The organism is Streptomyces sp. NPDC026522 (assembly GCF_055567555.1).
Genome location: NZ_JBVHQF010000013.1, coordinates 106,700 through 130,043, shown reverse-complemented (window position 1 = coordinate 130,043; position 23,344 = coordinate 106,700). Strand labels below are relative to the sequence as shown.

Genomic DNA, 23,344 nt, shown 5'->3' with positions numbered 1-23,344 from the left:
GGCATGGCTGCCCTCCTTGCCCTGGCCATCGCCGTCCCTGTGGTCCTGAACCACGACGACGCCCGGAAGCCAGTCGAGGCGAAGCCCTCGAAGCCGAAAGGCCCGGTCAGTGCCACGGAAGCCCGCCGGATAGCGCAGGAGACCGGCAAGGAGGTCGAGGTCACGGCCGAGGCCTCCGCATACAGCAGCACCTGGGCGCAGCCCGGCGGGACGTTCAAGTTGAGGGTTTCCAGCCTGGCGAACCGGGCCAAAGTCGGCAATGAGTGGAAGCCGATCGACACCACCCTTCAGCGGGTCGACGGCGGCTTCGCGCCGAAGGCCGTCAACGGGAAGGTCGTCTTCAGCGCGGGTACCAAAGCCCCGGCCGCCAGTGGCGGCGGGAGCCGGGCGTCACGCGGCTCATCGCGGGTCGCCCTCGTTCAGCCAGCGGTCGCGAAGGCCGACACTCCCCAGCCGGCCTGGACCGACCTCGTCCGCATGACCCTAGACGGCCATGATCTGGCCGTTGCATGGCCGGGTCCGCTGCCGGAGCCGGTCATCTCCGGTTCGCGGGCGCTGTACGAGAACGTCCGCCCGGGTATCGACTTGGTGCTGACCGCGCAGGACGGCGGCTACACCCACGTCCTGGTTGTCAAGGACAAGCAGGCCGCGGCCGACACCCTCCTGGGCCAGCTGAACTACCGCCTGTCCTCCCCCGACCTGACCTTCCACCTGGACGACGCTTCGCGCTCGGTCAGTGCCCAGGACGCCCAGGGCGTGGAGGTCGCGGGCTCTCCGACCCCGTTCATGTGGGACTCTGCCGGCAAGGTGGCCGTCACCGAAGGCGAGCCCGTCCCGGCTCCGGCCCCCGAGGCCAAGAACCACCCCACCCTGGCCCTCGCGGGGCTGAACGGTGCCGAGGGCAGTCACGCGAAGGCGGCCATCGCGGCCCTCAGCGCCGAGAATGTTCTGACGGTGACGCCGAACAGCAAGCTCCTGGAGGACGGGGACACCGTCTACCCGGTCTTCATCGACCCCTCCTTCAAGGGTCACAAGCAGGACTGGACGCTCTTCTACAAGACCGAGGGCAGCTCGAGCTTCTGGAACGGGCAGAACTACAACAGCGGCAGCGGCACCCCCGAGGCTCGTGTCGGCTACGAGTCCACCTCGGGCGGTACCTCCCGTGCCGCGTTCATCTTCGACTTCGGCAGCCAGCTCTACGGTTCCCAGATCCGCTCCGCGAACCTGCGGATGCTGCAGACCTACTCCTGGGGCTGCACCGCGAGAGCCTTCGACGTCTACCACGTGCCGTTGATCAACAGCTCCAGTACCTGGAACAACACCGACAACGCCGGTTTCTGGGGCAACCGCATCGCCGGCGCGTCCACCGGGTACGGCTACAACAGCTCCTGCCCCGACGCGTGGGTCGGTATCGACATCAAGTCGAAGGTTGAGGAGGGCGCCCGCGGCGCCTGGCAGAACCTGACCCTGGGCCTGCGCTCGCCGAACGAGAGCGACGCGAACTACTGGAAGAAGTTCCAGGCCAACGGTGAGAGCGCCCCGTATATCGAGGTCGAGTACACCAAGGTCCCCGACACCCCGGTCCTGGCGAACATGAGCACCTCGCCCGGCGGTGCGTGCGTCACCGGGCAGCCGTTCACCAAGATCGGCAAGACCGATGTGAACTTCCAGGCCAAGGCATCGGACGGTGACGGCAACCTTCGCCAGCTGAACTTCCGGATCTGGGCCGCCGACGGCTCCCAATCCGTCGCCAACGAGTTCCGCGACACCAACAGCGACGGCGCCGCGAACGTGACGATTCCCTGGGAGAAGTTCACACCCGGCAAGACGTATTACTGGCTCGCCCAGGCCATCGACTGGGACGGCCAGTGGTCGGGCAGCGGTCCCCTGGACTCCGGGGGTGGCGGTTGGTGCACGTTCACCGTCGACCACACCCAGCCCACACCGCCCACGATCCGCTCCGACGACTTCCCCGCTCCCGGCCCCGACGGCGCCGAGTGGAGCAAGAACACCCTGGGGCCCGGCAAGATCACCGTCATCGCCGGCGGCACCAGCCCCGTGGACATCGCCGAGTTCCAGTGGTCCCTGAACCACCCCGTCTACGACAAGAAGGCCGTCCCCGCCGCCGGGTCGGACACAGTGACCGTCGACGTCAACCCCGACAACGCGGGACCTAACCTGTTCTACGTCCGCGTCGTCAACAAGGCCGGGAACCCATCCAACCCCGTCACTTACACCTTCTACGTCCGTCCCCGCCCCGGCCTCGACGGCCCCGGCGATATCACCGGCGACGGCAAGGCCGACCTCCTGGCCATCGACGGCAAGGGTGACCTGCGCGTCTACGCCGCCGACGCCACCGGAGACGTCGACGCCTGGATGCCCGCCGCCACCGACAACGGCAGACCCGCGCCCGCCGGCTACTTCAAGGACGCGCTGATCGCGCACTCCTCCGACTGGTACCCAGGCGACGGCATCACCGATCTGATCGCCCGCATGCCCGACGGCAAGCTGTATGTCTACCAGGGCGACGGCAACGGCCGCTTCGACATCAGCCGCCGCACCGAGATCCTCCTCCCGGCAGGCGCGCCCGACCCGGCCACGCTCAGCCAGATCGTGGCCGTCCAGGACGTCGACGGCGACAAGACCGAGGACATCTTCGCCACCGCCGGCGACACCTTCTGGGTTCTCACCGGCTACAGCGGCGCCTCCGTCACCGAAGCCCGGCAGCTGTCCGCCACCAGCTGGACCAAGCGCGACATCATCAACATCCGCGACGTCACCGGCGACGGCGTCCCCGACCTCGTCTACCGCGACGACTCCACCCCCGACCGCGGCCTAGCCCTGCGCCGGGGCAAACCCGGGGCGAACGGCGGGGCCGACATCAACTCCCTAGCCCTCGCCGTCAACTCCGCCGACGGCAAGGACCTCACCTACGGCACCTCCGGATGGGACAGCACCACCTGGCCCCTCCTGCGCGGCACCCCCGACGTCAACAATGACGGCATCCCCGACCTCTACCTCACCCGAAACGACGGCACCCTCCACCTCTACTACGGCGGAAGAACCGCCATCGGCAACGGCTGGCGCGTCGAAGAAGACGACTGGGGCACCGCCCGAACCCTCGGATAACCAAACAACAGATCACCGAAGTGCCCAGCCAGGACTCATCCCCTGACTGGGCACCTCTGTTTCCGTCCCACCCACTCGAAGCCTCCATCAGGCCCACTGAGTCAGGCGCTGACAGGAGTACGGGAATGCTGTGCCGGTGGGAACACGACCCCCGTGAGCGCCCCGACCGCGAGTACACGGTCATGCTCTGCCGCGCCTACGGCGCCACCCCCGCCCAGCTCGGCCTGGGCTTGGCCGAACAAGTCTTTCCGAAAAGCGAGTTGTCCACCGTGATCCGGTACGGTCGGCCGAGACCGACACGTGCAGCGCTGGCGCACGGGAAATGGTGGTGCACATGACCACAGCCGCCGGCCTTCCTGCTGTCCGCGAATCCCTCCCGCTCGCCCTTCTCGCCGACCCCCACGGCAGCGCTGAGGCCACCAAGTTGGCGGAGGCGGCCGTCGAGCACTACGCCCTCACCTATCCCAAGCACCCCCCGTACCTCCTCTTTGAAGAGGTACGGGCCGCCCGCGGCCTGCTCACCGACTGCCTGGTCACCGGCCACGTCCACGAACAGGTCGCGGGCGGACCGCACCGCAACGTCGGCTGGGCGGTGGTAGCCGACCACCACTGAGTGCCTCGACGGTCGGCGGAAGCGTCGGATGCCCTCCAGCACGGCGGCCGCTCCGTTGAGGGTCGAGTGGTGGACGAGGGGACCGGCCGGGACCTGCGCGGTCAGGGCCCGTTCGGCGTTGGCCACCACGACGGCGGGAGTGCCCAGGCGGAACAGGGAGAGGTCGTTGAGGGAGTCTCCCGCCACCAGCACCGTCCGCAGGGGCCAGCCGCGCGTACGGGCAAGCAGGTCCAGCGCGCGTCCCTTGTCCGCCCCGCGCGGCAGGACGTCGAAATACCGGTCCGATGCGTACGACCAGGAGCAGCCTAGGGCCCGGATCACCCGGATCAACTCGTCGCAGAGGCCGTCGGGGGTCAGGTAGAAGGAGCAGCGACCCTCCTGGGTCACGCCGTGCTGATATACCAGCTGCGGAAATCGGGCCAGTGCTGCCCGTACCCGTCGGGCACCCGGCCATCCCGCGCGCAGCCGTGCCTCCAGGGCCGCCGCGTGTGTCATGTCGGTGGCGTCGATGACGCTGGAGCCGACGTCGGCGATGATCCAATGCGGGTACGGCAGCAGAGGGTCGTCGCGGAGCAGAGCCTGGACGGACGCCAGGCCGCGTCCGGTCGCGAAGACGACGGCGATATCCGGGTCCGCGTCCAGGGCGTCTAAGAGCTGCCGCCGTTCCTGCGACCCCCCGTCCAACAGGGTGCCGTCCAAGTCGGCTACCAGTACGCCGACGGTGTCTGCCGTCACTCCGCCGGCGCTCACCATGCGGGGTCGTGGGTCACAGGGTCGATCACATGCGCCCTGTCACAGCAAGAACCCGGCGCCTGCGCGGGCTCGTCAGGACTGTTCTGTAGATCTCGGATCGCCTGACCGAGCCGCGCCGCGCCCACCTCGTCGCTGTCCACCAGCCAGCTCACCAACTCCTTTGGCGCCGCACGCGCGCAAGCCACCAACGCGTCGACGGCAACACGAGTCGAAGACACCGTGCGACGATCGGACATGACCGGCTCCCTTGACCAGCGGAAGAAGCACCGGCGAAGCGGCCGGCATCCAAGCCACCCTCGTTCATCAGCCGCCGGACTGCCACCCGCTTCGTGCCAACGGAGCAAAGCCCGGGCGACCCGGCCCGCGCTGTTCGCCGCAGCGGAATGCCGCTCAATCCCTGGTGTGGAACAAGTCTTGGCGCTGCGCTCGATGCCCAGGTCCGCGACCAGCATCCCTACGGCCGCGGCATTGAAGGTGAGGGCGGGGGCTGAGGCCGTTGTCCCTGGCGGCCTCACCAACGGCCTCGAAATCGACCGGGTCGCTGTCGACGCGGGCCTCACCTTGCCCCACCACAACGGCCGCACCGAAGGCGTCAACACCCGTACGAAGAGGATCATGAGACAGATACTCGGACGCGCCGGATTCGACTTCCTCCGCCACCGCATCCTCCTACCGTGACGGCTACCTGGCGTCACCGCCACCTACGGTCGGAGCCGAAAACCTTGCAATTGCCGTGGTGGAACCTCTACGGTGATCTTCACTATCTGTGGCCCCTCGTTCGGCCTGCGCCCCTTCGGGCTAGCTACGAAAGGCCTGCCTGCCGGCGCGACCGTAGCGTGGTGCCATGAGCTGGCTCCCCAAACCGGGCGCGGGCCGCGAGCCTCAGCCCCTGACGGTGGAACCGGACGAGGTCGAGGCCAGGGTCGGTAAGCGCCGCCTGGACGATGTCGCCAAGATCCTGGCCGGCGCTCTGGTAGCCGTCGCGGGGGTCATGACCACCCTCGGCTTAACGAGCGATGTGGTCTTCGTCGCCCTCAACAACGAGTCCTGGCCCATCTACGTTGCCTCCCTCTGCGCCATCCTGGCTATCGCGTGCAGTGTCGTGGCCCTGCTCATCCACCCCACGCGCCGGGGCAACGTCTGGGAGACCGCGGTCCTGGTGCTGGGGATGATCTTCTACATGACGGCGTTGAGTGTGGCCGTCGTTGGCGCCGCCCAGGCAGCTGGCGGAAACGGGCGCCCGAACATCACTGACGTCGTCATCGAGGGTCACCGACCCGATCTGAAACTGAACTTCGACGTCCACGCGGACGGTGTCGATCGGTGGGCCACCATCGACGTGTACGTCAATGGCGTGGACAAAGACGGAGCACCCGTCGGCGGTAACGAAAATCTGTACGAGAGCACCCTTCGGCCCAATGACAAGGGCGAGGTCGCCCAGCGGGTCAGCGTGTCCGTCTCCGTCCCCCGGAACGCGTGGGGTATCCAGATCACCGCAGTCACTGGGGGTGGGGACACGGGCTGCGAGGTCCGTTCATCGCGTGGCCCCACCTGCGTGACGCTCAAGCTGCCGTAGACCGCCGGTCCCCGTCGCGCATGAGCCGAGGGACACGGATACACCGCGTCGCCTTGCCTTCCAGCAGTATCCGGATCTCGCCCAGGGGCGCTTCGGCTCCCAGATCGACTCACGATCGCGACAGCTCAACAGAGCGCCCAGAGAGAAGAAGCCGACCACAGCAGTCAGCGCGGGCCTGGGGCATCAAGCCGAGCAACCTTTGGCTCTCAATCGACGCTGTATGTGGGCAGCCACCCGACACCCACTGCTCGGCACGGCGGTCGGCCCGGAGCTGTGCCAGGAGTTCGGCCGCAGCGCCAGGTGCGGGCGCGTACGGCGCGGCGGGTGTGCGGTCGGGGAGACAGGGCGTAGGCGTGGTCCTGCTTGCCGTCATCGACACCGATGACGACCAGGCCGCGTCGCCCCACCTGCGGCAGAGCCTGTCACCAGGGGCTGCGGACCTTGATGCCCAGCGCCCGGACCCGGTCCTGATCCTTCGGCGCAAGCCTCAGCAACCGGTTCTCGCCGACGACGCCGTCCTGCCGCCAGATGGTGCAGAGGCCCTCCAGTGCCGCTTCGGCGACCTCCGGCTCCTCGTCCGCCGCGGCGAGCACCAGGGCTTCCACGACCGGACTGGTCCGCAGTCCCGCGACCGCCCGCGCCGTCCGGGCCCGCTGCTCCGCGGGGACGGCCGGGTCGGCGAGCGCGCGCAGGACGTCCGCCGTGTCACGTGCGTCCTCGCAGGGCAGTACCCAGACCACGTAGGCCAGCTGCGCCCCCAGCACGATCAGGTACTCCAGTGGTATGAGCATTCCCACCGGCAGCAACAGCAACAACGGCAGTGCGACCATCCAGCCGCCCCGGATCCGCTGGGCGCCACCGGTCGGCGGTTCGAACCGACGGCCGGCCAGCAGGACGAGGACGAACATGGTCGCGAGTGTCAGGAGGGGAACCCCCACGAGTGCCATCCGCATCTCGAGCACGAACTCGTCGGTGAAGGGCTCGTCACCGAGAGCGGGCCGCACGGAGGCCGCGGTCACCCAGGCCAGCAAGGCGGTCAGGACGTAGCGCCGCAGGGATATCCACAGCCACTTACCCGTACTCATGACACTTCCTCACTCAGCAGCTCTTCGTACAGGTGCCATTGATGCAGGTGCGGCCTTTTACAGTCATCGTCTGCGTGAAGCCGGTCTGCAGGTCGTTGGACACACCTTCATTCACAAGTGCGTCGGAAGCAGGTACTCCACAGGCAAGAAGGCGACGGCGCAGGGCGACACGCGGCTTCTCGAATAAGGCCGCCTCGTCGCACGGACCGCCAGCGCTGCCGCTGCAGACCGACGCACGCGGTCGGCGCGGTCCGTGGTTACTCCTCGTCGTCGTCCTCGGGTTCGGATTCCCGGGCGAACCAGAGGTCGAGAACATACTGCTCAGAGGCTGGACACTGCTTCCGTGCTGCTCCGATCTGCTCCGGTGTCCATTGCTCCTCGGCAACTCGCCGGAGGGTCGTGTCGTAGGAGGCGGCGGTTGCGTTCCGTCCGTGCCATGCGGCGTGGCCCTCGTAGACGCCGGGGCGTGGGAGGGTCATTTCGCCTGCGGGCCCGTAGGTGAGTTGGTTGATGACGAGCAGGCCGGTCTCGGACTCCAGGGATACCGCGGTGGTGCCTTCGGCGTCTGCTGGTGGCTGTTGTGGGGTGTCCCAGACCCTGATGGTGACTTCTGCTTCGACGTCCGGTTGAAGGCTGTGGAGGTAGGGGTGGTAGCCGTTTCCGGCGACCACGTTGGTCCTTGACTGCTTCAACGCCTCGTCGTCGCCGATGTACGCGCCTGAGTCGTACACCTCCAGGATCCCGCGGTCTGGTTGGGCGAAGGTGCTGTACTCGGCAAGGAGAGGCATCGGGGGCTCCGTCGAATGGTCAGGGAGTGATCTTCACGTAGAACGCGTCGCCGTCGAGGATGCCGTTGAGGGTGAACATCTCGTTGAGGCGGCGCCCCCAGATGTACGTCAACAGCGCGTGGATCAAGGCACGTTCCCCCACATCCGTTCCGGGCTGCGGGTGGCGCAGTGGGCCGAGGCGGGAGCGGCCGTGCGCCCGCTCCTCCCCCGTCGCGAGTACTTCTACCCCACGCCCCCCGTCCGCCTCCTGGGCAGCGGAGCACGCGCTGCGCGTCGGCAGGCCCATGTCGACCCTGATGATCGCGATCGATGCCCTCCTGCCCTTCGGGCTGCTCGTCCCGGGAATCCGGCCTTTACGCCGCTGCTGTCGGCATCTGTGTGCTTCTGGGCTCTGCTCCCCGTCCAGCTCGCGGGATCCTCCCTGACCACGACGGCCTCCTACATCCTGTTCGCCGGATGATCGGCCGGTCCTCGGTGCCGGTCTTCGGTGCCGGTCCTCGATGTCAGTCCTTGGTGTCAGTCCTTGGTGGCGGAGTGCCAGCTCATCCCCCAGCCGTATTCGAGGTCGGCGGCCTGCTGCTTGAAGACTCCCGGCGCGAGCACCAGGTACTTCGCCTCTCTCCGTACGACCAGTTCGCCGCCCACGTTCTCGATCAGCGCGATCGCGGCGACCGGTGAGGGGACGGTGCACTCGTCCAGACGCACTTCGATCGGAGGGCCGGCGGGCGGATACAGCGTGGCGACGCCGTGCAGTCCCGCGAAGTCGGGCGCCCCGTCGTAGATGACCACGAACACCAGGAGGCGCTTGATCTCGGCCGAGTGATCAAGGTTGATCATCAGGTTCTCGCCGTCCTCGCTGCCGCCGGTCCGGTCGTCCTGGTCCAGCAGGACGTACGGCGGTCGGTCGAACGAGCCGAACTGGTTGCCGATGGGGTGGACGATGCCCTTCGTTCCGTTCCGCAGCTCCCACATGCAGGAGAGGTCCAGGTCGACGTCCTCCAGCCGGACGGCGTCCGTGCCCCTGCCCAGCTGGCCGCGCCCCGGCTCGGCCGCGCTCCACGTGAGGTTGACCCGCATGGCCCCCGAGGTGGCGCCCTGCTTGGTCAGCGACACCGCGGGGGCGGCCTTCGTCAAAGTGATCTTCGACAGCCGTACGGGTTCGGGCGCCGGGGGCACGGGCGGCGGCTGCCGTACGGGTGGGGATGACGGCGTGGTGGGCTCGTCCACGGTGATGCCGAAGTCGGTGGCCAGCCCGGCCAGGCCGGAGGCGTAACCCTGGCCCACCGCGCGGAACTTCCACGCACCGCCCCGCCGGTACAGCTCGCCGAGCAGGAACGCCGTCTCGGAGTCGGCGTCGGTGGCGTCGAACCTCGCCGCCTCGGCCCCGCTCTCTGCGTCCAGTACGCGTACGAACAGACCGGGCACTCGGCCGAACGTGCCGTCGGTGGAGGCCGCGACCACCACGGTCGTGATGTCCTGCTCCACCGCCGACAACGTCACGCTGATCGTCTCGACGACGCTCGCGCCGTCCTGTCGCCTGCCCTCGTGGCGGACGGCGCCGCTGCGGTGGGCGGGCTGGTTGTAGAACACGAAGTCGTCGTCCGACCGCACCTTTCCGGCCGCGGTCAGCAGCAGGGCCGACACGTCGACGCCCGGAGTTCCGGGGCGCTCCTGCCATCCCAACTCCACCCGCACCGAAGTGTGTTCCACCGGCACATTGGCGCCTTTTCGCAAGCCCATGCGGGCCCCCCTTCCGCGACTGCCCCCCGACGTCCGCAGCCTACGATGTCTTCCCGCCCGTCTCGGTACTTCTCGCTCAGCCGCAGCGCTTCCTGATCAATTCGTAGGAGCGCAGGCGGTCGCCGAGGTCGTGCACGGGCGTGGTCAGCATCAGCTCGTCCGCGCCGGTCTCGCGCGCCAGTCGGTCGAGCCGGCGAACGACTGTCTCCGGGGCCCCGACGGCCTGCTGTGCCCGGAAGTGGGCCAGCACCGCTCGCTCCTCCTCCGTGAACGGGTGGGTGGCGGCCTGCGCGGGGGTCGGGAAGGGCATGTCGCTCACCCCCTTGAGGAGCCCGGCCTTGACGACGGCCATGGGCCCCGTCCGCCGCACGGCCTCCTCGTCGGTTTCCGCGCACACCGCCTCGACGCACAACAACACCCGGGGCCGCTCGCACCAACGGGACGGGGTGAACTCCGCCCGGTAACGCTCGAGTACCGCAAGGGTGTTGTCGGGTCGGATGTGGTGGGCCACGGCCACCGGCAGGCCGAGCGCCGCGGCGAGGGCGGCGCCCGCGGTGCTGGAGGCGAGCAGCCACGGCTCCGGCAGCGGGTCGAGGGCGACTTCGCCCACCAGGAAGGAGAGGACCGAGGCCACGTCGCTCCCGTACTCCGCGTCGGTCGTCGGTCCGGCGCCGCGGCGCAACGCCCGCGCGGTGGCCTCGTCGAAGGTTCCGGGGCCACGGCCGATGCCGAGGTCGATACGGCCCCCGTGCAGGGCGGCCAGTGTCCCGAACTGCTCCGCCAGCATGATGGGGGCGTGGTTCGGTGCCAGCACCCCGCCAGAGCCGAGACGGATGACGGAGGTCGTGGCGGCGGCGTGCGCGATCAGCACGACCGGCGGGAACGCGCCGATCGCGGGCGAGTGGTGGTGCTCGGCGTACCAGAGCCGGTGGTAGCCGAGCCGTTCGAGTCCCTGTGCGAAGGCGGCGGTGTCCCGCAGCGTGTCCACGGCGCGGGTGTCCGTCTGGACCATCGCGACTTCCAGTGCTGAAAGAGGTATGTCGAGCATGTCGTCAGCATAGGGATCATGCGCCTGCATGGGGATCACTCGTGGGCACGGGCAGCACGCGTTCAGCGGGAGGCCAGGTACCAGTGGATCGGAACACGACGACTCCGAAGGTAAGGCCCCGCCCAGGCTCGACGGGCTGCAAGGTTGATGACCAGCCCGGACAGCGGCAGGGCGGTGCCGGGCGATTTCACGGTACTGATCCGCGTCCGGGTGCCATCCTTCGCGGCGTAGGCGTAGACGGGCAGGTCCAGGGCGGCCTTGCCGCCCAGGTCAGGGGGTGTCGCCGGACCAGTTCCAGCGGTTCCGCTCGCCGGGGCGCGGGTAGTACAGGGCCCCGCCGCCGACGCCGAACCGGCCGAGCCCGGTCATCAGCGCGGCGCCGGTCCGGACCTCGTCTGCCGTCCAGCCGGTGATGTCGACGAGGAGTACCGGTCGATCCTTCTCCCGGCCAGCCGGCCGGGTCCCGACGACGTCATACATCGCGAGGGCAACACGGCGCCGCCCACCCTCTTCGATGCTGAACGGGCCCTGGGCCTGATCGATGGGTTCTTCTGGTGGGCCCACCCCAGCGGTGGATAGACGCGGGGCTCGGCTCGGGCCTGTGCGTACAGAACCGGGACGAACCATCTGTCCGGCGAAGGGTGGCGGGGGGTAAACGGCCTGCGACAGACGCATCACCGGCCACGCCGACGGCTGGTACACCAACGCCTCCTCGGCGCATCCTGGCCGCCTTCGAGTCGGCCACGGACGGAACTCCGCGCCAAGGCCTCTGCGAAGCCCTCGACACCGACACCGAACCCCGGCACGTCGAGAGCAAGCGGGCCAATCTGAAACGCCGGCTCACCACGGCACCTTGGCCGAGCCCGAACCGGGCGTGTTCACGCCATCCCGCTAGGCGTGGAGTCCTCGGGCTGGGCAGAACCAGCCCGAGACGTTTCCGAAGAACGCGCAGCCCCACCACACCAGGACAGCCGGACCGACGTAGTACGACGGCCACAGCAGCCAGGCCACGCCGTAGCCGGAGCCCGCGGTGACGAGCAACGGTACGCCCGCGTACCAGCCGAGGCGGGCGCGGCGCAGAAGCCGTACCGCGCCCCAGCCGGCAAAGAACGCGGCGAGCGCGAACAAGGTCAGCACGACGATGCCCATCAGCGATTCCATGCCCACGACGCTACTCGCCGGTACGAAAGCGTGAGCCGGAGGGCACCTGCACCGGAGGGCCCCCTATAGTGGCCAGTCCGACAACAGGGGGCGGGCATGGGTGGAGTGTGGGAGCGGCGGCCGGCTGCCCGGAAGCTGGTACTCGCCGGATTCTGGCTGACGCTGCTCGCCCTGGTGGGCTGGTCCCTGAGCGACATGGTCTCTGCTGACTGGCCGCAACGGCCCCTGTGGGACCTCGGCAGCGCGGGCCCCTGGGCCGCCTTCTACGCACGAGGGATCGGCATAGGGTCCTCGATGGCAGCCAGCAGCTGTATGGTCACCGCCGCCATGGTGCTGGCCTGGGATCTCCTCTGCCAGACCCTGCGCTCGGTACGCAGAGCCGGACAGCACCAATCCCCGAGCCTCGCGCCACGAGCCCGCTGAGAGCCGACAGCAGCAGGAACTCTGCCGGCGCATCCGATCGCCCATGCGTGACCTGCGCCGCCCGGCCATAACACCACAGAGTCCGCAACGTCCGCCGTTGCCCGTAGTCACAAGCCCCAGCCGGAGAAGAACCGAAAAAGGACCCGACACCATCCCAACCACAACGACGGCATAAAGAGTGTCGCAGAAGGCCTGATGTGGGGCATCTTGCCTGTACGGGCAGGATGTTACGCGCTGAGCCGGCATGGGTGGAGACGTTCACAGGCTTGCCGATCGATCGGTGGGAACGGTCCGGGCGGGGGCCGTCCGTGGTGCCAGCCGCTGGCCGACCGGGTGCTGCTGGTGGCCGTCTACTACCGCACGAACCTCACGATGCGGCAGCACGCCCCGCTCTTCGGGATCTCCCCGGCCACCGTCTGCCGGGTCATCGAGCGTCTGCGTCCGCTGCTGGCGCCGGAGCCGGCCCCCGGACGGTTGCCAAGGTCGAGCGGTTGTGGATCGTGGACGGCACCCTCATCCCGGTCCGTGACCGCACGGTCGGCGCCTCCTCCTACAACTACCGGTTCTCGGCGAACGTGCAGGTCATCATCGACGCAGACACCCACCTGGTCGTCGCCTCGGCCCGGCCGGCACCCGGGAACAAGGCCGACGCCCACGCCTGGCGCGAGTCCCACCTGCCGGCCGCGGCGGCCGCCACGACGGTCGCCGGGCGCACGAGGTGGCGCGGAGCATCAGTTCGCGAAGCTGGCGGCCGGTGGTAGTGATGTTGTTTTGGCAAACGGTGTTGAGAGCCACCTTGGTCAGGGCATTGCGCCGGGGAAAGTCTTGGCCCAGCTCGTCTAGTGCCACGGCCAGCGAATGTGGATCGCAAGGAGTGTACGGAACGCCAGCGCCGCGTCTCGGATCGTGTCCGACTCGATCACGCGCCGACGTGAAGGGAGGCCGCCCCCAAGGAGGGAGTTGCCGGGTAGCGGTCGCGAACTGCCCGGATCCTGCGGTGCAGAGCGGTGGCAGCCCGGTCGGGGTCGGGCGTTCCGGGCCGGTCGGCCACCAGGTGTGCGTAGAAGGATTCAGCGATGTCGCCGGCCAGGCGATCGTCGATCTGCCACAGGGTTCCAACGACGTGCGGAAAGCCTGCGAGCTGGAAGGCACTGGTGAGGTGGATGGCCTCGTCGAGGAGGTCGGAGGCGGTGGGATGCGCGGTGTTGCAGGCGGACAGGTAGGCCAGCTGCGCGCGGTCGAGATCGACCTGGGCCAGCGCCGAGACGGTCAATGGCGTTGTGGCGTGGTCGTGCAAGAACAGCAGGCTCCGGGACGGGTCGGTGTGGTCGGTGTCGCCGTGGCAGGCGAAGTGGGCGATGCCACACTCCGGGAGCAAGGTGAGCACGGCGGCAGCGGTTGGGGAATCGGCGCCCGGCGGAACGGGCGATCCGTCGAGCGCGGGCTCGGGTCCGGTGAGCTGCACCGGGCGGGGAAGCAGGGCCCTGATCCGGCGGGCTTCCTCGGCCACGTGATCCAGTGGGCTGAGGCCGGGAGTGGTCGGCATGGCGACGATCAGGGACCGGGGGGTGGAGGCATCCCGGCCCCGGCGCTGGTTTCGGCGCCGGCGGGTGTGGTGCAGAGCACGGATGGTGGGGGTGTAGGAGGAGATCACCCGGTCCAGGACGGTGCGGCGGTACGGGCCCTGCCCGGTGCCCGCGGCGTGCAGAGCTAGCAACGCAGTCCACCGGGCGCCCCCCATCCTCGGGAGCCGGGTCGCTGAGGAAAATGCGCTGCCTACGGAGTCAGGTGAAGCGGGAGTCGCTGCGGCAGTAGCCGTAGCCGCAGTGCCCGGCCAGGTCGGAGCGTTTGACGGTCTCGCGTGAGGCGGGGCAGGGCAGGGGGGTGGAGTCGAACAGCCGCAGGTCGTCGTGCCAGGTGGGCAGCTGCCGGGCCAGGGCCTCGATCACGTGGCTGATGAGCGGGCCGGCGGCGTTGAGGCGCTTGTTGTAGGCGGACTGCTGGGACAGGTAGCGGAACAGGCGTGCCAGCCGGGCGTGAGCGAAGCGGATCCACTGCCGGGCCGAGGGGAAGCCGAGCAGGACCTGGGCGACGGCCAGGCACAGCAGTTCGGCGTCCGTCAGTTTGGGGGGTCGCCGATCCGGCGACGCGGGGCTACATGGTCGTCGATGAACACGTGCAGTGCCGCCAGAAGGGCGTCCAGGCCAGAAGTCACACTCAGGCCATCGGGCGCCCTTCGCCATAGTCGCGGCCAGCACAAACATCGGACTCATTCATCTAGCCGGGTTCGGGTTCGTCATGGATCGTCAATGCTCCGGCGAGGTCGAGGTCGGCGACAGTGCCGTGTGCGCCGGCGCGGACGAGCAGTACTGCGCCGAGCGCGGTACTCCAGAACGTCCTGGCCTCCACACTGAGCGGTCGACGGGTCCTCCAGCCGCGACTGTCGATGAGCTGGCTCACGAAGCGCTCGGATTGCCGGAACAGCAACTGGAGGTGCTGGTCGACCACGGGGGCGAGTTCCGGCTTGGAGATCCCGGCGGCGAGTGCTCGCGCGACCGATGGGAGCGAGGGCATGGCCAGCACGGCGCGGGCGATGTTGCGCCGAAATGTCGCCGCATCGGGTGCTTGGCGCCCGATGCGCTCGATCCGGCGGGCGTCGTGCAGCAAGCCGAGAAAAGCGGCGTGCACGAGCAACGAGTCCTTGGAGCCGAAGTGGTAGGTGACCTGATTGGGGAAGACCCCTGCCGCGTTCGCGATCGCCGCGACGCTCAGCTCGGTGCCGGGCCGCTCTTTGCAGAGCTGTGCGGTTGCCTCGATCAGCCGGCGCCTGGTCGCGCGACCGCGGTCACGCGAGCGACCCGACGTTGATCGAGCTTCGGTTCGTTTCGTTTCCACGTCCGAATTGTATGTGATACAACAAGCTTTGTGAACTTGTATCACATACAAGAAAGGTCCAAGGGCATGCACGGGACTGAAGTCGTAGTGACCGGACTCGGCGCGACCACGCCACTCGGTGGGGACATGGCGTCCACCTGGGACGCCCTGCTTGCCGGCGAGTCCGGCATTCGCGGCGGAGTCCTGCGCGACCACGAGGACGCCGGCCTTCCCGACACCGTCGCGGGGACGATGGCGATCGATCCCGCTGAATTGCTGCTGCCGGTGCAGGCCAGGCGGCTCGACCGCGCGCAGCAGGCGGCCCTCATCGCGGCGGCCGAAGCCTGGGCCGACGCCGGCGCCCCGCAGGTGGATCCGGACCGGCTGGCATCGGCGATCGGCACGGGCATCGGGGGCATACGGACGCTGTTGAAAGAAGACGACGCACTGGAGGCGGCCGGGACTCGGCGCGTCTCGCCACGCACCGTCCCGATGCTCATGCCCAATGCGGCGGCGGCGCTGATCAGTATCGAGTACGGCGCGCGGGCCGGGGTCTACACGCCCGTCTCGGCGTGCTCTTCCGGTGCCGAGGCGATCGCCCTGGGGGCCAGGCTCATCCGTGCCGGCGAGGCGGACGTGGTCATCGCGGGCGGGACCGAGGCCGCGATCACCCCCATCACCGTCGCCGGCTTCGCCCAGGCGAAAGCACTCTCGCGGCACACTGGTGAACCCGCCTCGGCATCAAGGCCGTTCGCCGCGGACCGCAGCGGATTCGTCCTCGGTGAAGGCGCGGCCGTCGTGGTGCTCGAAAGCGCCGAGCATGCCAACGCCCGGAGCGCGCGGGTCCACGCGGTGCTCGCGGGCGCCGGCATCGCCGCCGATGCCCACCACATCACCGCGCCCGCTCCCGACGGCTCGGGGCAGATCTCGGCCATGCGGAAGGCCCTCGCGCAAGCCGGCTTGGCTCCCGAGCAGATCAGCCACATCAACGCCCACGCCACCGGGACTCCGGTCGGCGACGTCGCCGAGGCGCGCGCGATCGGGAAGGTCTTCGGCCGCGCCACCGTGACAGCCCCCAAGGCGGCGCTCGGCCATCTCTTCGGCGCAGCCGGCGCGATCGAGGCGCTCATCGCCGTTCTCAGTGTGAAGCACGGCGTCATCCCACCGACCCGCAACCTCACCGAGGCCGGCGTGGGCGACGACATCGACCTCGATGTCGTCGCGGAGCGACGAGACGCCCCCCAGGAGGCCGTGCTCAGCAACTCCTTCGGCTTCGGTGGGCAGAACGTCTCACTCATCGTCGCCGCGCACGGCATCGCACGTCCAATGCGGTAGGGGAGCCGCATGCGTTGCACCGTGGTGGGCGGCACCTCGGTGAAGTCCAGCGCGACGAGCTCGGTGGCTCTGGCCTGCCCTCGCTCGGCCGGCGTCCACCGGCCCGGGGCGTGCTACCCCTGCATCCCCGGGGCTGTCCGGGTCGAAAGTGTTCACCACCGCGTGCGAAACCCTCGGCATCAGCGTCCAGGCTTACCCGCCGTACGCGCCGACCGCGACCCGGTACTGCTACCGCCAGAGCGCTCTGGTCACCGGGCCTCGCCCGCGCACGCCCTATCGGCGGGGACTGCGCCCGACCATAGCCGCAGCCGGCCAGCTCCCCGCATCACAAGCACAGCGTTCGCCACCCTGTGTGACGTCGCACGGGGTGCGTGGACACCCGAAGCCGACACGTCCACTCCCCCGGCCCCTTCATATCCCGCCACGGTCCGGGGCAGGCGGCCCGGGCGTCGTAGCGGTCAGGGCAGAGCTCGTAGGCCACACCCAGGTAGCAGGTCACCGATTCGGCCCAGTACCCGTGACGGACAGGCGGTCCGGGCGGTTGTGGGGTGCGTCGTCCGAGTTGGATTCCCCGCAAACCAAGTTCAAGGAGAATTTTGATGTTCCGTATCGCCAAGGCCGTAGCCGCTACCGCCGCCGCCGGTGCCGTCCTGGCAGGCGGGGCCGGCATGGCCGCCGCCGACGCCACAGCCGAAGGCGCCGCCATCGGCTCCCCCGGCGTCCTGTCCGGCAACGTCGTCCAGGTCCCCATCCACATCCCCGTCAACATCTGCGGCAACACCGTAAACGTCGTCGGCCTCCTCAACCCCGCCTTCGGCAACACCTGCATCAACGGCGGCGGCCTCAAGGACCACTACAAGGGCCAGCAGCACGGCGAGTACTGACACCACCAGGCCCCGGATGCCGGCGCACACAGCGCGTCGTCACACCCAGCGGCCACCTGAACCAGCCGCAGCGCACAGCCCGGTACCGAAATCGGCCTCCCCGCCATCCTCCGAGGGGAGGCCGACTTCTGTGCGGGGCCTGTCGGGTATTGGTCGCACGGACGCACCAGCGGGTGCTGCCTTCTCCCCTGGCACATGTCCGCCGCACCACCACAGCTCGCACAGGCGGAGAAGCAGGACCAGGCGGGGGCGTTCGGCGTGGCCGCCGTCCTGAAGGCCGGCCGGGACCTCCTCGAAACCCTCGGGCTGTCGGCCGCCCCACCCGACGCGGCCGACAGCGTGGTCCTGGTCGTATCCGCACTCGTCACCAACGCCCCTGCGCCACGGCGGCGGCACCTACACCCTCCACCTGGGCGCCCACCCGAACACCATCCGAGTCTCCGTCGACGACCCCAGCCCCATGCGCCGCGCATGCGCACCCCGACGCGACCGACGGCACCGGCGGATTCGGCTGACACATGGTCACCGACCTCGCCCACGCCACCCTCGTCCCACCCACCCGACGGCGGCAAAACCTTCCGCGGCAGCGAAGAGCTCCGCCGTTTTCAGGGCCGACTTCGTCTCGGTCGACAGCCGCCGTGTCTGGTGGCCGATACGTCCGCACCGCCCGCGCAGTGACCAGGAGTGGCAGAGAAATTTGCAGTGGTCATGGAGTCCCATCCGTTGCATGGGATCACGTAGTGCACTCCACGCGTCGGGGTCCACGCCGAGATCGACGCCGTCCCACATGACTACTACCCGAAAATGGATGAAGAAACATATCTGGCGACAAGCCTCGCCTGTACCTGCATGGCCATCAGCTGAAACCGTGCCGACCTGGGCCGTGCAACAGCAACCCCTACGCTCTGAGTCCTGCGGATTCAATGCTCCTAGCGGCTGGCGTCGCCCCCGGCTTCGGGGGCCGGGACGGCCGTCGATCGTTGGGGGTGAGCAGTTCCCTGCGTGCCACGGCGACCGCCCCGGCTATGGCCGTGATAACCCAGAATCTCCGCTTCACCCAGCACCAGCCATGTCTCGCCCGATATGGCGACATGGCGGCGGCCCGCGCCCTTGGGAAAGGGGCAGGCCGCTGTCATGCAATCAGAACCGGGCTGGTCTCGTGCGGCTACCAGCGATACCAGCGGCCACTGCCGCCCTTGGGACGGGCAACGAAACCGATCAGCCACAGGACCAGAACCGCGATCGCGACCCACCAAAGGATCTTCACCGCAAAACCGGCACCGAAAAGGATCAGAGCGAGCAGGAGAACAAGAAGCAGGGGAACCATAGTTATCAACCTCCGAGGCTCCTTGTGCCCCGCCGCCCTCCACCCATGCGCTCGATCCTTATGTGTTTCTTAACCGGGAAGGCAGGCAAGGGAATGCGCCTGCATTCAGCAGGAGGCGCGGCCAGCGCTCAGGTTCGCTCCCGATGCCGGTACGCGCCCCGTGGGCGGCTCCGGCGCAGGCTCGTAGAAGATGGTGCCGGGCAGTCCGCGGCGACACGAGAAGCGAGATGGACTGGTGCACGCGGGAGGTGCCGGGCGCGGAGCGATTCCTGGAGTACGAACTGCGCCTGGAAGCGGAGGTGTTCGCCGATCTTCCAGTGACCGGGCTGTGCCTGTGATTCGATCGGCGCCTGGACGTCGCTGGCGCCGCGGCCCTGCCGATTGCCGCGCATCGCACGCACGTGGCTGCAGGCCGCCACGGTGCATACTCCCACATCGCGCAGCCGGCGCCGGCGCTACATGTGACGCCGCTCCTCGATGGGCCGGGGGCGCGACTGGTCGGTCATGCGGATCTGGACTCGCGCCCGGAGCTGGCGGCGTCCCTGAGCGCGCTGGTCCGCGTGCCCGGCGCCGTCGTGAACCTTGATCTGAGCGGGGTCGATTTTTTCGACGTCGATGCCGTTTCCCAACTGGTTTGCGCAGCAGATGTTTTGAGGAGTGAGGGCCGGCGGCTGGTTTTGCATCAACCTCCACCGTCGCTGCTGCGGGCAGTGCAGATGTTCCCCGACGAGTGCAGTGTCCTGGAAATGGCGGCATGACCGACAGCGTGACCACCGTTCCGGATGCTGGGCCCTTCGTGCATCCCGCGTTGTTCTACCGCACCCAGGAGGAGTACGTCAGAGGAGTGGGCGGCTTTGTGCGTGCCGCGCTCAGGGCAGAGGAGCCCACGTTCGTGGCGGTGCCCGAAGCACATCTGGACGCTCTGCGCGGGTGGTTGGGGGGCGACGCCGCGGGTGTCGACTTCGCGGACATGGCGGTGCTGGGCCGAAACCCCGGGAGGATCCTGGCGGCCCTGCAGGACTTCGCCGACCGGCACCCCGGCCGGGCCGCTCGCATCGTGGGAGAGCCGATCTGGCCGAGCCGCTCGCGCCCAGAGACGCTGGAAGCCACCCGGCACGAGGCGCTCATCAACACCGCCTTCGCCGGCCGCGCCGCCACGATCCTGTGCCCCTACGACGTTACCGCCCCACCCGAAGCAGTGGCCGCCGACGCCCGGCGCACCCACCCCACACTCCTCGAGAACGGCCGTGACCTGGCCAGTGCGGCCTACGTCGACCGCGCCGCCGTCTGCGCCGACTGCGACGAACCCCTACCCGAACCAGTGCATGCCCTGCCCCTTCCCTATGCCGCGGGGCGGCACCCTTCGACTGTGGACCACCGAACACGGCACCGCCGTGGCCGAGATCCGCGACAAGGGCCACCTGGCAACCCCCCTCACCGGACGCCGGCACCCTGCCCTCACCTCCGGTAACGGCGGCCGGGGCCTGCGGATGATCCACCAGCTGTGCGACCTCGTCGAAATCCGCGCCACCGGTACCGGCCTCACCCTGCGCCTTCACCTCGCACCCTGAGCCCGCTCAGCAAGCCCGACCCCGGGCCCCAGACGGTCGGCCCGTTCCTGTCCCGGTCACGGTTCGACGAGGAAGCCGCCGGCGTGGCCAGGCGCGTCGCCGCCACGAAGACGGAGTTCCTCTTCGAGAAGGACGACATCGACGACCATGTACCCGGACGGGTTGGACGTCTGCGGGGCCAGGCTGAGTGCCGGGGGTGTTGAACAAGGACGGGGTCGGTACCGCCGCTGCGGTACCGACCCCTGCACGTCACGGTCAGTGCTTGAAGATGTCCTTGACCTTCTCCTTGGCCTCGCGCGCATCGCCCTTGGCCTGGTCGGCGCGGCCCTCGGCGGTCATCCCCTCGTTGCCCGTTAGGCGGCCAGCCGTCTCCTTGACCTTGCCCTTGGCCTGCTCTGCCTTCGCCTCGGTCTTCTGCTCGTCCGACACAGCTGATCACTCCCGACGATAGAAAAAGCTTTACACGGCCTCGTGTGACCGCTCGACTCCCTCCCAAACCCCGACGCCGCGGCCGGGGGAGAATCGGCGACCGCGGCCTGGCCCTGTCACACGCATGGGCGACGTATCCCGGCACGTCCATGACGTCCACCCTCGCGGGCGCCCCTATCCGGAGACGCAGGCCCCGGCGGTACCGAACGAATTGGAGTCGCTTACACAGCCGGCCGGCGTCGGGCCGTTGAGCCGATCCGGGTGCCGGAGCCGGACGGACAGCACTCCTAGGCGATGGAGCGGCTCGACCACCAGACCGAGCCGAAGAGGAGCGCGCCGGGGAGGATGCCGGAGACGGTGGAGACGGCGGAGGCGGGAGCGCCGAGGAAGGCGAGGGTCATGCCGAGTGCACCGCAGGCCGCCATCGAGCCGCCGAGGACGCGGAGTGGGGGTCGGCTCCATGCGGTCGCGAGGCCGAAGAAGTGGACGCCGACGACGAAGGCGATCCAGCCGGCGGTAGCAGCGGGCGTGTTGAGGACTTTGTTGATGATGGCGAGGCCGGCGGCTATGCCGACGACTTCGGCTGCGACGACGAACCAGTAGGACCGGCCGAAGCGCGGCGGGGAGGCGGTGGTGGTCTCGGGTACGGGCCGGCGGTTGAAGACCCCGAGGAGCAGGAGCGCGACGACGGCGAGGACTCGGAGGGGGATGCCGACGGCGTTCGGAAGGGCACCGGCATTGGCCTGGACGAAGAAGAGCCCGAAGCTCGACCCGATGAGCCTGGTGGCTCGTACTCTGTTCATGATCGTGAAGATAGCGCGACGGTCATCCTCACCCGAACGCACCCTCTACGCCCACCGCCCCGGGCCAGGTGAGCTGATCCCGCTCACCTGCAACGAGATCCAGCACCTGTTCATCACCCTCGTCGTCCGACCTGTCCGCCATGCCGCCCACCGGCTCGGTTGGTCGAACTGGCGACGTCGCCACCAGGCCCGATCCCAGGCCGGCCACTACCGGCGGCAAGCAGCCCAGACATGATCGAGCGGTTCAGCTGGCAAGTTCCATAAGGTACGGCGCTCGGTATTCGGTCCGGATCACAGCGCGCACGGGGTCCAGTCACCCCAGCGGCGGCCAGGCGGCGCCGAAGCTCTTCCTGCGAGACGTCTTCTACGTGGGTCAGAAACACCCCCATGTGCCCCGAAGGGTCCTTGAGGATGACGGTCCGATGGTGATCTCGGCGTGCAGAATCCCGCCGCTCGGAGCGTCGATCCTGAAGTCCTCACGGGCGCCGAATGCCCGCTGGTAGAAAGCGATCGCCGCGGCGGCGTCGTCGACCATGATGTGCGGGATCACGGCATAGCGGTAGCGGTAGCGGTAGCGGTAGCGGTAGGGGATCTCGATGTGGGCTGTGCGCTCGGTCCCGGCGAACCTCCTTGGAAAGGCACGCTGGTCGGTTCCTGTGGCTCTGGAAGGAACCTAAAAGCTCAAGTTTGGTTGAGGTCAAGTGTCGATGCGGCCCTGCAAGTGCCTGCCTGCAGGACCTGCCCTGCCCTTCGGAAGGCACAGCTCGCCAACTCGAGCGCTCACCCGCCAACAGAAGCGTTGAGTCACATCAGGCTGAAGGTCACGATGTACGGCTGGAGTACTAGGGCGTACTGGTGAAGGCCCGGCGGTAGGAGCGGGGTGGAACTCCCCGGCGCCGTACGAACTGTTCGCGCAGCACGGCGGCGCTCGCGTAGCCGACCCGGTGGGCGATCTCCTCGACGGGTAGGTCCGTGGTTTCCAGGAGTTCCTCGGCTCTGCTCAGTCGCAGGCTGCGCAGCCAGGCGTGCGGGGTGGTGCCGGTCGCGGCGGTGAAGCGGCGGGCGAAGGAACGTTTGCTCATCAGGGCGCGGTCGGCCAGCTCCGCTACGGGCAGGGGCTCGTGGAGGTGCTCGCGGGCCCAGCCGAGGACCTCGGCGAGCCGCTCGTCCTCGCCGTCCTCGGGGACGGGCGCGGCCAGGTACTGGGCCTGTCCCCCGTCGCGGTGGGAGGGCAGCACCATGTCCCGGGCGACGGCGTTGGCCATTGCGGCGCCGTACTCCCGCCTCAGCAGGTGGAGGCAGAGGTCGAAGCCCGCGGCGGCTCCCGCGCCCGTGACGATGCTCCCCTCGTCGATGTAGAGCGCGTCGGGTTCCACGGTGACCTCCGGGTGGCGGTCGGCGAGGAGTTCGGCGAACCGCCAGTGCGTGGTTGCCCGTAGGCCGTCGAGCAGTCCTGCGGCTGCGAGCGCGAACGTGCCGACGCAGTGGGCCGCGACCACGGAGCCGCGTCGGTGTGCGGTCCTCAGCGCGTCAAGTACCGCGGGGCCGGGCGGTGTGCGGAATCCGGCCCCGGGCAGGGCGATCAGCAGATCGGCGTCGGCGAACCGGTCCAGTCCGTGCGCGACGGACAGCGGCACGCCATGGTCCGTGGGCACCGGTCCCGGCCGGTCGGCGCACAGGGCGAAGTCGAAACCGGGCAGCGCCGCGCCGTGGGGACCGAACACCTCGGTGACGATCCCGACGGCGAGCAGGCCGACGCCGGGAGGGACGTACGCGGCGACGGTCGTGAAGGGTGGCATGGGCGC

The 23,344-nt window shown here is 68.9% G+C and carries 22 protein-coding genes and 5 pseudogenes; 11 read left to right on the top strand and 16 right to left on the bottom strand.

Going from position 1 to position 23,344, the window contains the following annotated elements; all coding sequences use genetic code 11:
* The first annotated feature begins 3 nt into the window (after window positions 1–3).
* On the top strand, window positions 4–3,129 hold the full coding sequence (locus tag ACZ4M3_RS29650) for a DNRLRE domain-containing protein (RefSeq protein WP_467737788.1): 3,126 nt from the start codon (window positions 4–6) through the stop codon (window positions 3,127–3,129).
* A 196-nt stretch (window positions 3,130–3,325) separates the two neighbouring features.
* Here the strand turns inward: ACZ4M3_RS29650 and ACZ4M3_RS29645 are convergent, their stop codons facing one another.
* The gene (locus tag ACZ4M3_RS29645) at window positions 3,326–4,477 is read right to left on the bottom strand and encodes an HAD family hydrolase (RefSeq protein ID WP_467737786.1); all 1,152 of its coding nucleotides are present in this window, start codon (window positions 4,475–4,477) and stop codon (window positions 3,326–3,328) included.
* Between the two features lie 11 nt (window positions 4,478–4,488).
* Window positions 4,489–4,731 carry a hypothetical protein gene (locus tag ACZ4M3_RS29640; protein ID WP_467737784.1) on the bottom strand — a complete coding sequence of 81 codons (243 nt, stop codon included), beginning with the start codon at window positions 4,729–4,731 and terminating at the stop codon, window positions 4,489–4,491.
* A gap of 280 nt (window positions 4,732–5,011) precedes the next feature.
* On the opposite strand from ACZ4M3_RS29640, the pseudogene ACZ4M3_RS29635 reads away from it, so the two are divergent.
* A pseudogene (locus tag ACZ4M3_RS29635) lies at window positions 5,012–5,173 on the top strand (ISL3 family transposase); the annotation flags it as partial.
* A 166-nt stretch (window positions 5,174–5,339) separates the two neighbouring features.
* The gene (locus ACZ4M3_RS29630) at window positions 5,340–6,071 is read left to right on the top strand and encodes a hypothetical protein (RefSeq protein ID WP_467737782.1); all 732 of its coding nucleotides are present in this window, start codon (window positions 5,340–5,342) and stop codon (window positions 6,069–6,071) included.
* Window positions 6,072–6,493: 422 nt separating this feature from the next.
* Here ACZ4M3_RS29630 and ACZ4M3_RS29625 read toward each other — a convergent pair whose 3' ends face one another.
* The 6 genes from ACZ4M3_RS29625 to ACZ4M3_RS29600 all read right to left on the bottom strand — a co-directional run bounded on the left by ACZ4M3_RS29625 (window position 6,494) and on the right by ACZ4M3_RS29600 (window position 11,893).
* Window positions 6,494–7,156 (bottom strand): hypothetical protein, encoded by a 663-nt coding sequence (locus ACZ4M3_RS29625; protein ID WP_467737780.1) that lies wholly within the window; start codon window positions 7,154–7,156, stop codon window positions 6,494–6,496.
* 257 nt (window positions 7,157–7,413) lie between these two features.
* Window positions 7,414–7,944: a hypothetical protein gene (locus tag ACZ4M3_RS29620; RefSeq protein WP_467737778.1), complete on the bottom strand. Its 531-nt coding sequence runs from the start codon at window positions 7,942–7,944 to the stop codon at window positions 7,414–7,416.
* Between the two features lie 516 nt (window positions 7,945–8,460).
* On the bottom strand, window positions 8,461–9,684 hold the full coding sequence (locus ACZ4M3_RS29615) for a TerD family protein (RefSeq protein ID WP_467737776.1): 1,224 nt from the start codon (window positions 9,682–9,684) through the stop codon (window positions 8,461–8,463).
* Between the two features lie 76 nt (window positions 9,685–9,760).
* Window positions 9,761–10,732, bottom strand: a complete 972-nt coding sequence (locus ACZ4M3_RS29610; RefSeq protein WP_467737774.1) for an LLM class flavin-dependent oxidoreductase — start codon at window positions 10,730–10,732, stop codon at window positions 9,761–9,763.
* Between the two features lie 270 nt (window positions 10,733–11,002).
* Window positions 11,003–11,212, bottom strand: coding sequence for a hypothetical protein (locus ACZ4M3_RS29605; protein ID WP_467737772.1), 210 nt, complete (start codon window positions 11,210–11,212; stop codon window positions 11,003–11,005).
* 411 nt (window positions 11,213–11,623) lie between these two features.
* Window positions 11,624–11,893, bottom strand: a complete 270-nt coding sequence (locus ACZ4M3_RS29600; protein ID WP_467737770.1) for a hypothetical protein — start codon at window positions 11,891–11,893, stop codon at window positions 11,624–11,626.
* A gap of 96 nt (window positions 11,894–11,989) precedes the next feature.
* Here ACZ4M3_RS29600 and ACZ4M3_RS29595 point away from each other — a divergent pair, with 96 nt between their 5' ends.
* On the top strand, window positions 11,990–12,316 hold the full coding sequence (locus ACZ4M3_RS29595) for a hypothetical protein (protein ID WP_467737768.1): 327 nt from the start codon (window positions 11,990–11,992) through the stop codon (window positions 12,314–12,316).
* Between the two features lie 224 nt (window positions 12,317–12,540).
* Window positions 12,541–13,026: pseudogene (locus ACZ4M3_RS29590) on the top strand (transposase family protein); the annotation flags it as partial.
* Between the two features lie 209 nt (window positions 13,027–13,235).
* Here the strand turns inward: ACZ4M3_RS29590 and ACZ4M3_RS29585 are convergent.
* The 3 genes and pseudogenes from ACZ4M3_RS29585 to ACZ4M3_RS29575 form a co-directional block, all read right to left on the bottom strand.
* A complete protein-coding gene (locus ACZ4M3_RS29585; protein WP_467737766.1) occupies window positions 13,236–14,057 on the bottom strand; it encodes a CHAT domain-containing protein in 822 nt (273 codons plus the stop codon).
* 49 nt (window positions 14,058–14,106) lie between these two features.
* Window positions 14,107–14,531, bottom strand: a pseudogene (locus tag ACZ4M3_RS29580) (transposase family protein); the annotation flags it as partial.
* 62 nt (window positions 14,532–14,593) lie between these two features.
* A complete protein-coding gene (locus ACZ4M3_RS29575; protein ID WP_467737764.1) occupies window positions 14,594–15,211 on the bottom strand; it encodes a TetR/AcrR family transcriptional regulator C-terminal domain-containing protein in 618 nt (205 codons plus the stop codon).
* A 66-nt stretch (window positions 15,212–15,277) separates the two neighbouring features.
* Between ACZ4M3_RS29575 and ACZ4M3_RS29570 the strand changes: the two genes are divergently transcribed.
* The gene (locus ACZ4M3_RS29570) at window positions 15,278–16,525 is read left to right on the top strand and encodes a beta-ketoacyl-[acyl-carrier-protein] synthase family protein (RefSeq protein WP_467737762.1); all 1,248 of its coding nucleotides are present in this window, start codon (window positions 15,278–15,280) and stop codon (window positions 16,523–16,525) included.
* Between the two features lie 599 nt (window positions 16,526–17,124).
* Window positions 17,125–17,409: a chaplin gene (locus ACZ4M3_RS29565; RefSeq protein ID WP_467737760.1), complete on the top strand. Its 285-nt coding sequence runs from the start codon at window positions 17,125–17,127 to the stop codon at window positions 17,407–17,409.
* Window positions 17,410–18,574: 1,165 nt separating this feature from the next.
* On the opposite strand, the gene ACZ4M3_RS29560 is transcribed toward ACZ4M3_RS29565, so the two are convergent.
* The gene (locus tag ACZ4M3_RS29560; protein ID WP_037792689.1) at window positions 18,575–18,736 is read right to left on the bottom strand and encodes a hypothetical protein; all 162 of its coding nucleotides are present in this window, start codon (window positions 18,734–18,736) and stop codon (window positions 18,575–18,577) included.
* A 401-nt stretch (window positions 18,737–19,137) separates the two neighbouring features.
* Here ACZ4M3_RS29560 and ACZ4M3_RS29555 point away from each other — a divergent pair, with 401 nt between their 5' ends.
* The 3 genes and pseudogenes from ACZ4M3_RS29555 to ACZ4M3_RS29545 all read left to right on the top strand — a co-directional run bounded on the left by ACZ4M3_RS29555 (window position 19,138) and on the right by ACZ4M3_RS29545 (window position 20,307).
* On the top strand, window positions 19,138–19,494 hold the full coding sequence (locus ACZ4M3_RS29555; RefSeq protein WP_467737758.1) for an STAS domain-containing protein: 357 nt from the start codon (window positions 19,138–19,140) through the stop codon (window positions 19,492–19,494).
* Window positions 19,491–19,904, top strand: a pseudogene (locus tag ACZ4M3_RS29550) (MEDS domain-containing protein); the annotation flags it as partial. The gene ACZ4M3_RS29555 and the pseudogene ACZ4M3_RS29550, both read left to right, overlap by 4 nt.
* Before the next feature lie 175 nt (window positions 19,905–20,079).
* On the top strand, window positions 20,080–20,307 hold the full coding sequence (locus ACZ4M3_RS29545; protein WP_467737756.1) for an ATP-binding protein: 228 nt from the start codon (window positions 20,080–20,082) through the stop codon (window positions 20,305–20,307).
* A 255-nt stretch (window positions 20,308–20,562) separates the two neighbouring features.
* On the opposite strand, the gene ACZ4M3_RS29540 is transcribed toward ACZ4M3_RS29545, so the two are convergent.
* Both ACZ4M3_RS29540 and ACZ4M3_RS29535 read right to left on the bottom strand, forming a co-directional pair.
* The gene (locus tag ACZ4M3_RS29540) at window positions 20,563–20,736 is read right to left on the bottom strand and encodes a CsbD family protein (RefSeq protein WP_136217646.1); all 174 of its coding nucleotides are present in this window, start codon (window positions 20,734–20,736) and stop codon (window positions 20,563–20,565) included.
* A 287-nt stretch (window positions 20,737–21,023) separates the two neighbouring features.
* Complete coding sequence (locus ACZ4M3_RS29535; RefSeq protein ID WP_467737754.1) at window positions 21,024–21,539, bottom strand: hypothetical protein; 516 nt, start codon at window positions 21,537–21,539, stop codon at window positions 21,024–21,026.
* A 58-nt stretch (window positions 21,540–21,597) separates the two neighbouring features.
* On the opposite strand from ACZ4M3_RS29535, the pseudogene ACZ4M3_RS29530 reads away from it, so the two are divergent.
* Window positions 21,598–21,774: pseudogene (locus ACZ4M3_RS29530) on the top strand (IS701 family transposase); the annotation flags it as partial.
* A gap of 138 nt (window positions 21,775–21,912) precedes the next feature.
* On the opposite strand, the gene ACZ4M3_RS29525 reads toward ACZ4M3_RS29530, so the two are convergent.
* Both ACZ4M3_RS29525 and ACZ4M3_RS29520 read right to left on the bottom strand, forming a co-directional pair.
* Window positions 21,913–22,089, bottom strand: coding sequence for a VOC family protein (locus ACZ4M3_RS29525; RefSeq protein ID WP_467737752.1), 177 nt, complete (start codon window positions 22,087–22,089; stop codon window positions 21,913–21,915).
* A gap of 292 nt (window positions 22,090–22,381) precedes the next feature.
* Entirely contained in the window at window positions 22,382–23,338 is a 957-nt protein-coding gene (locus ACZ4M3_RS29520) for a GlxA family transcriptional regulator (RefSeq protein ID WP_467737750.1), read from the bottom strand.
* Window positions 23,339–23,344: the final 6 nt, after the last annotated feature.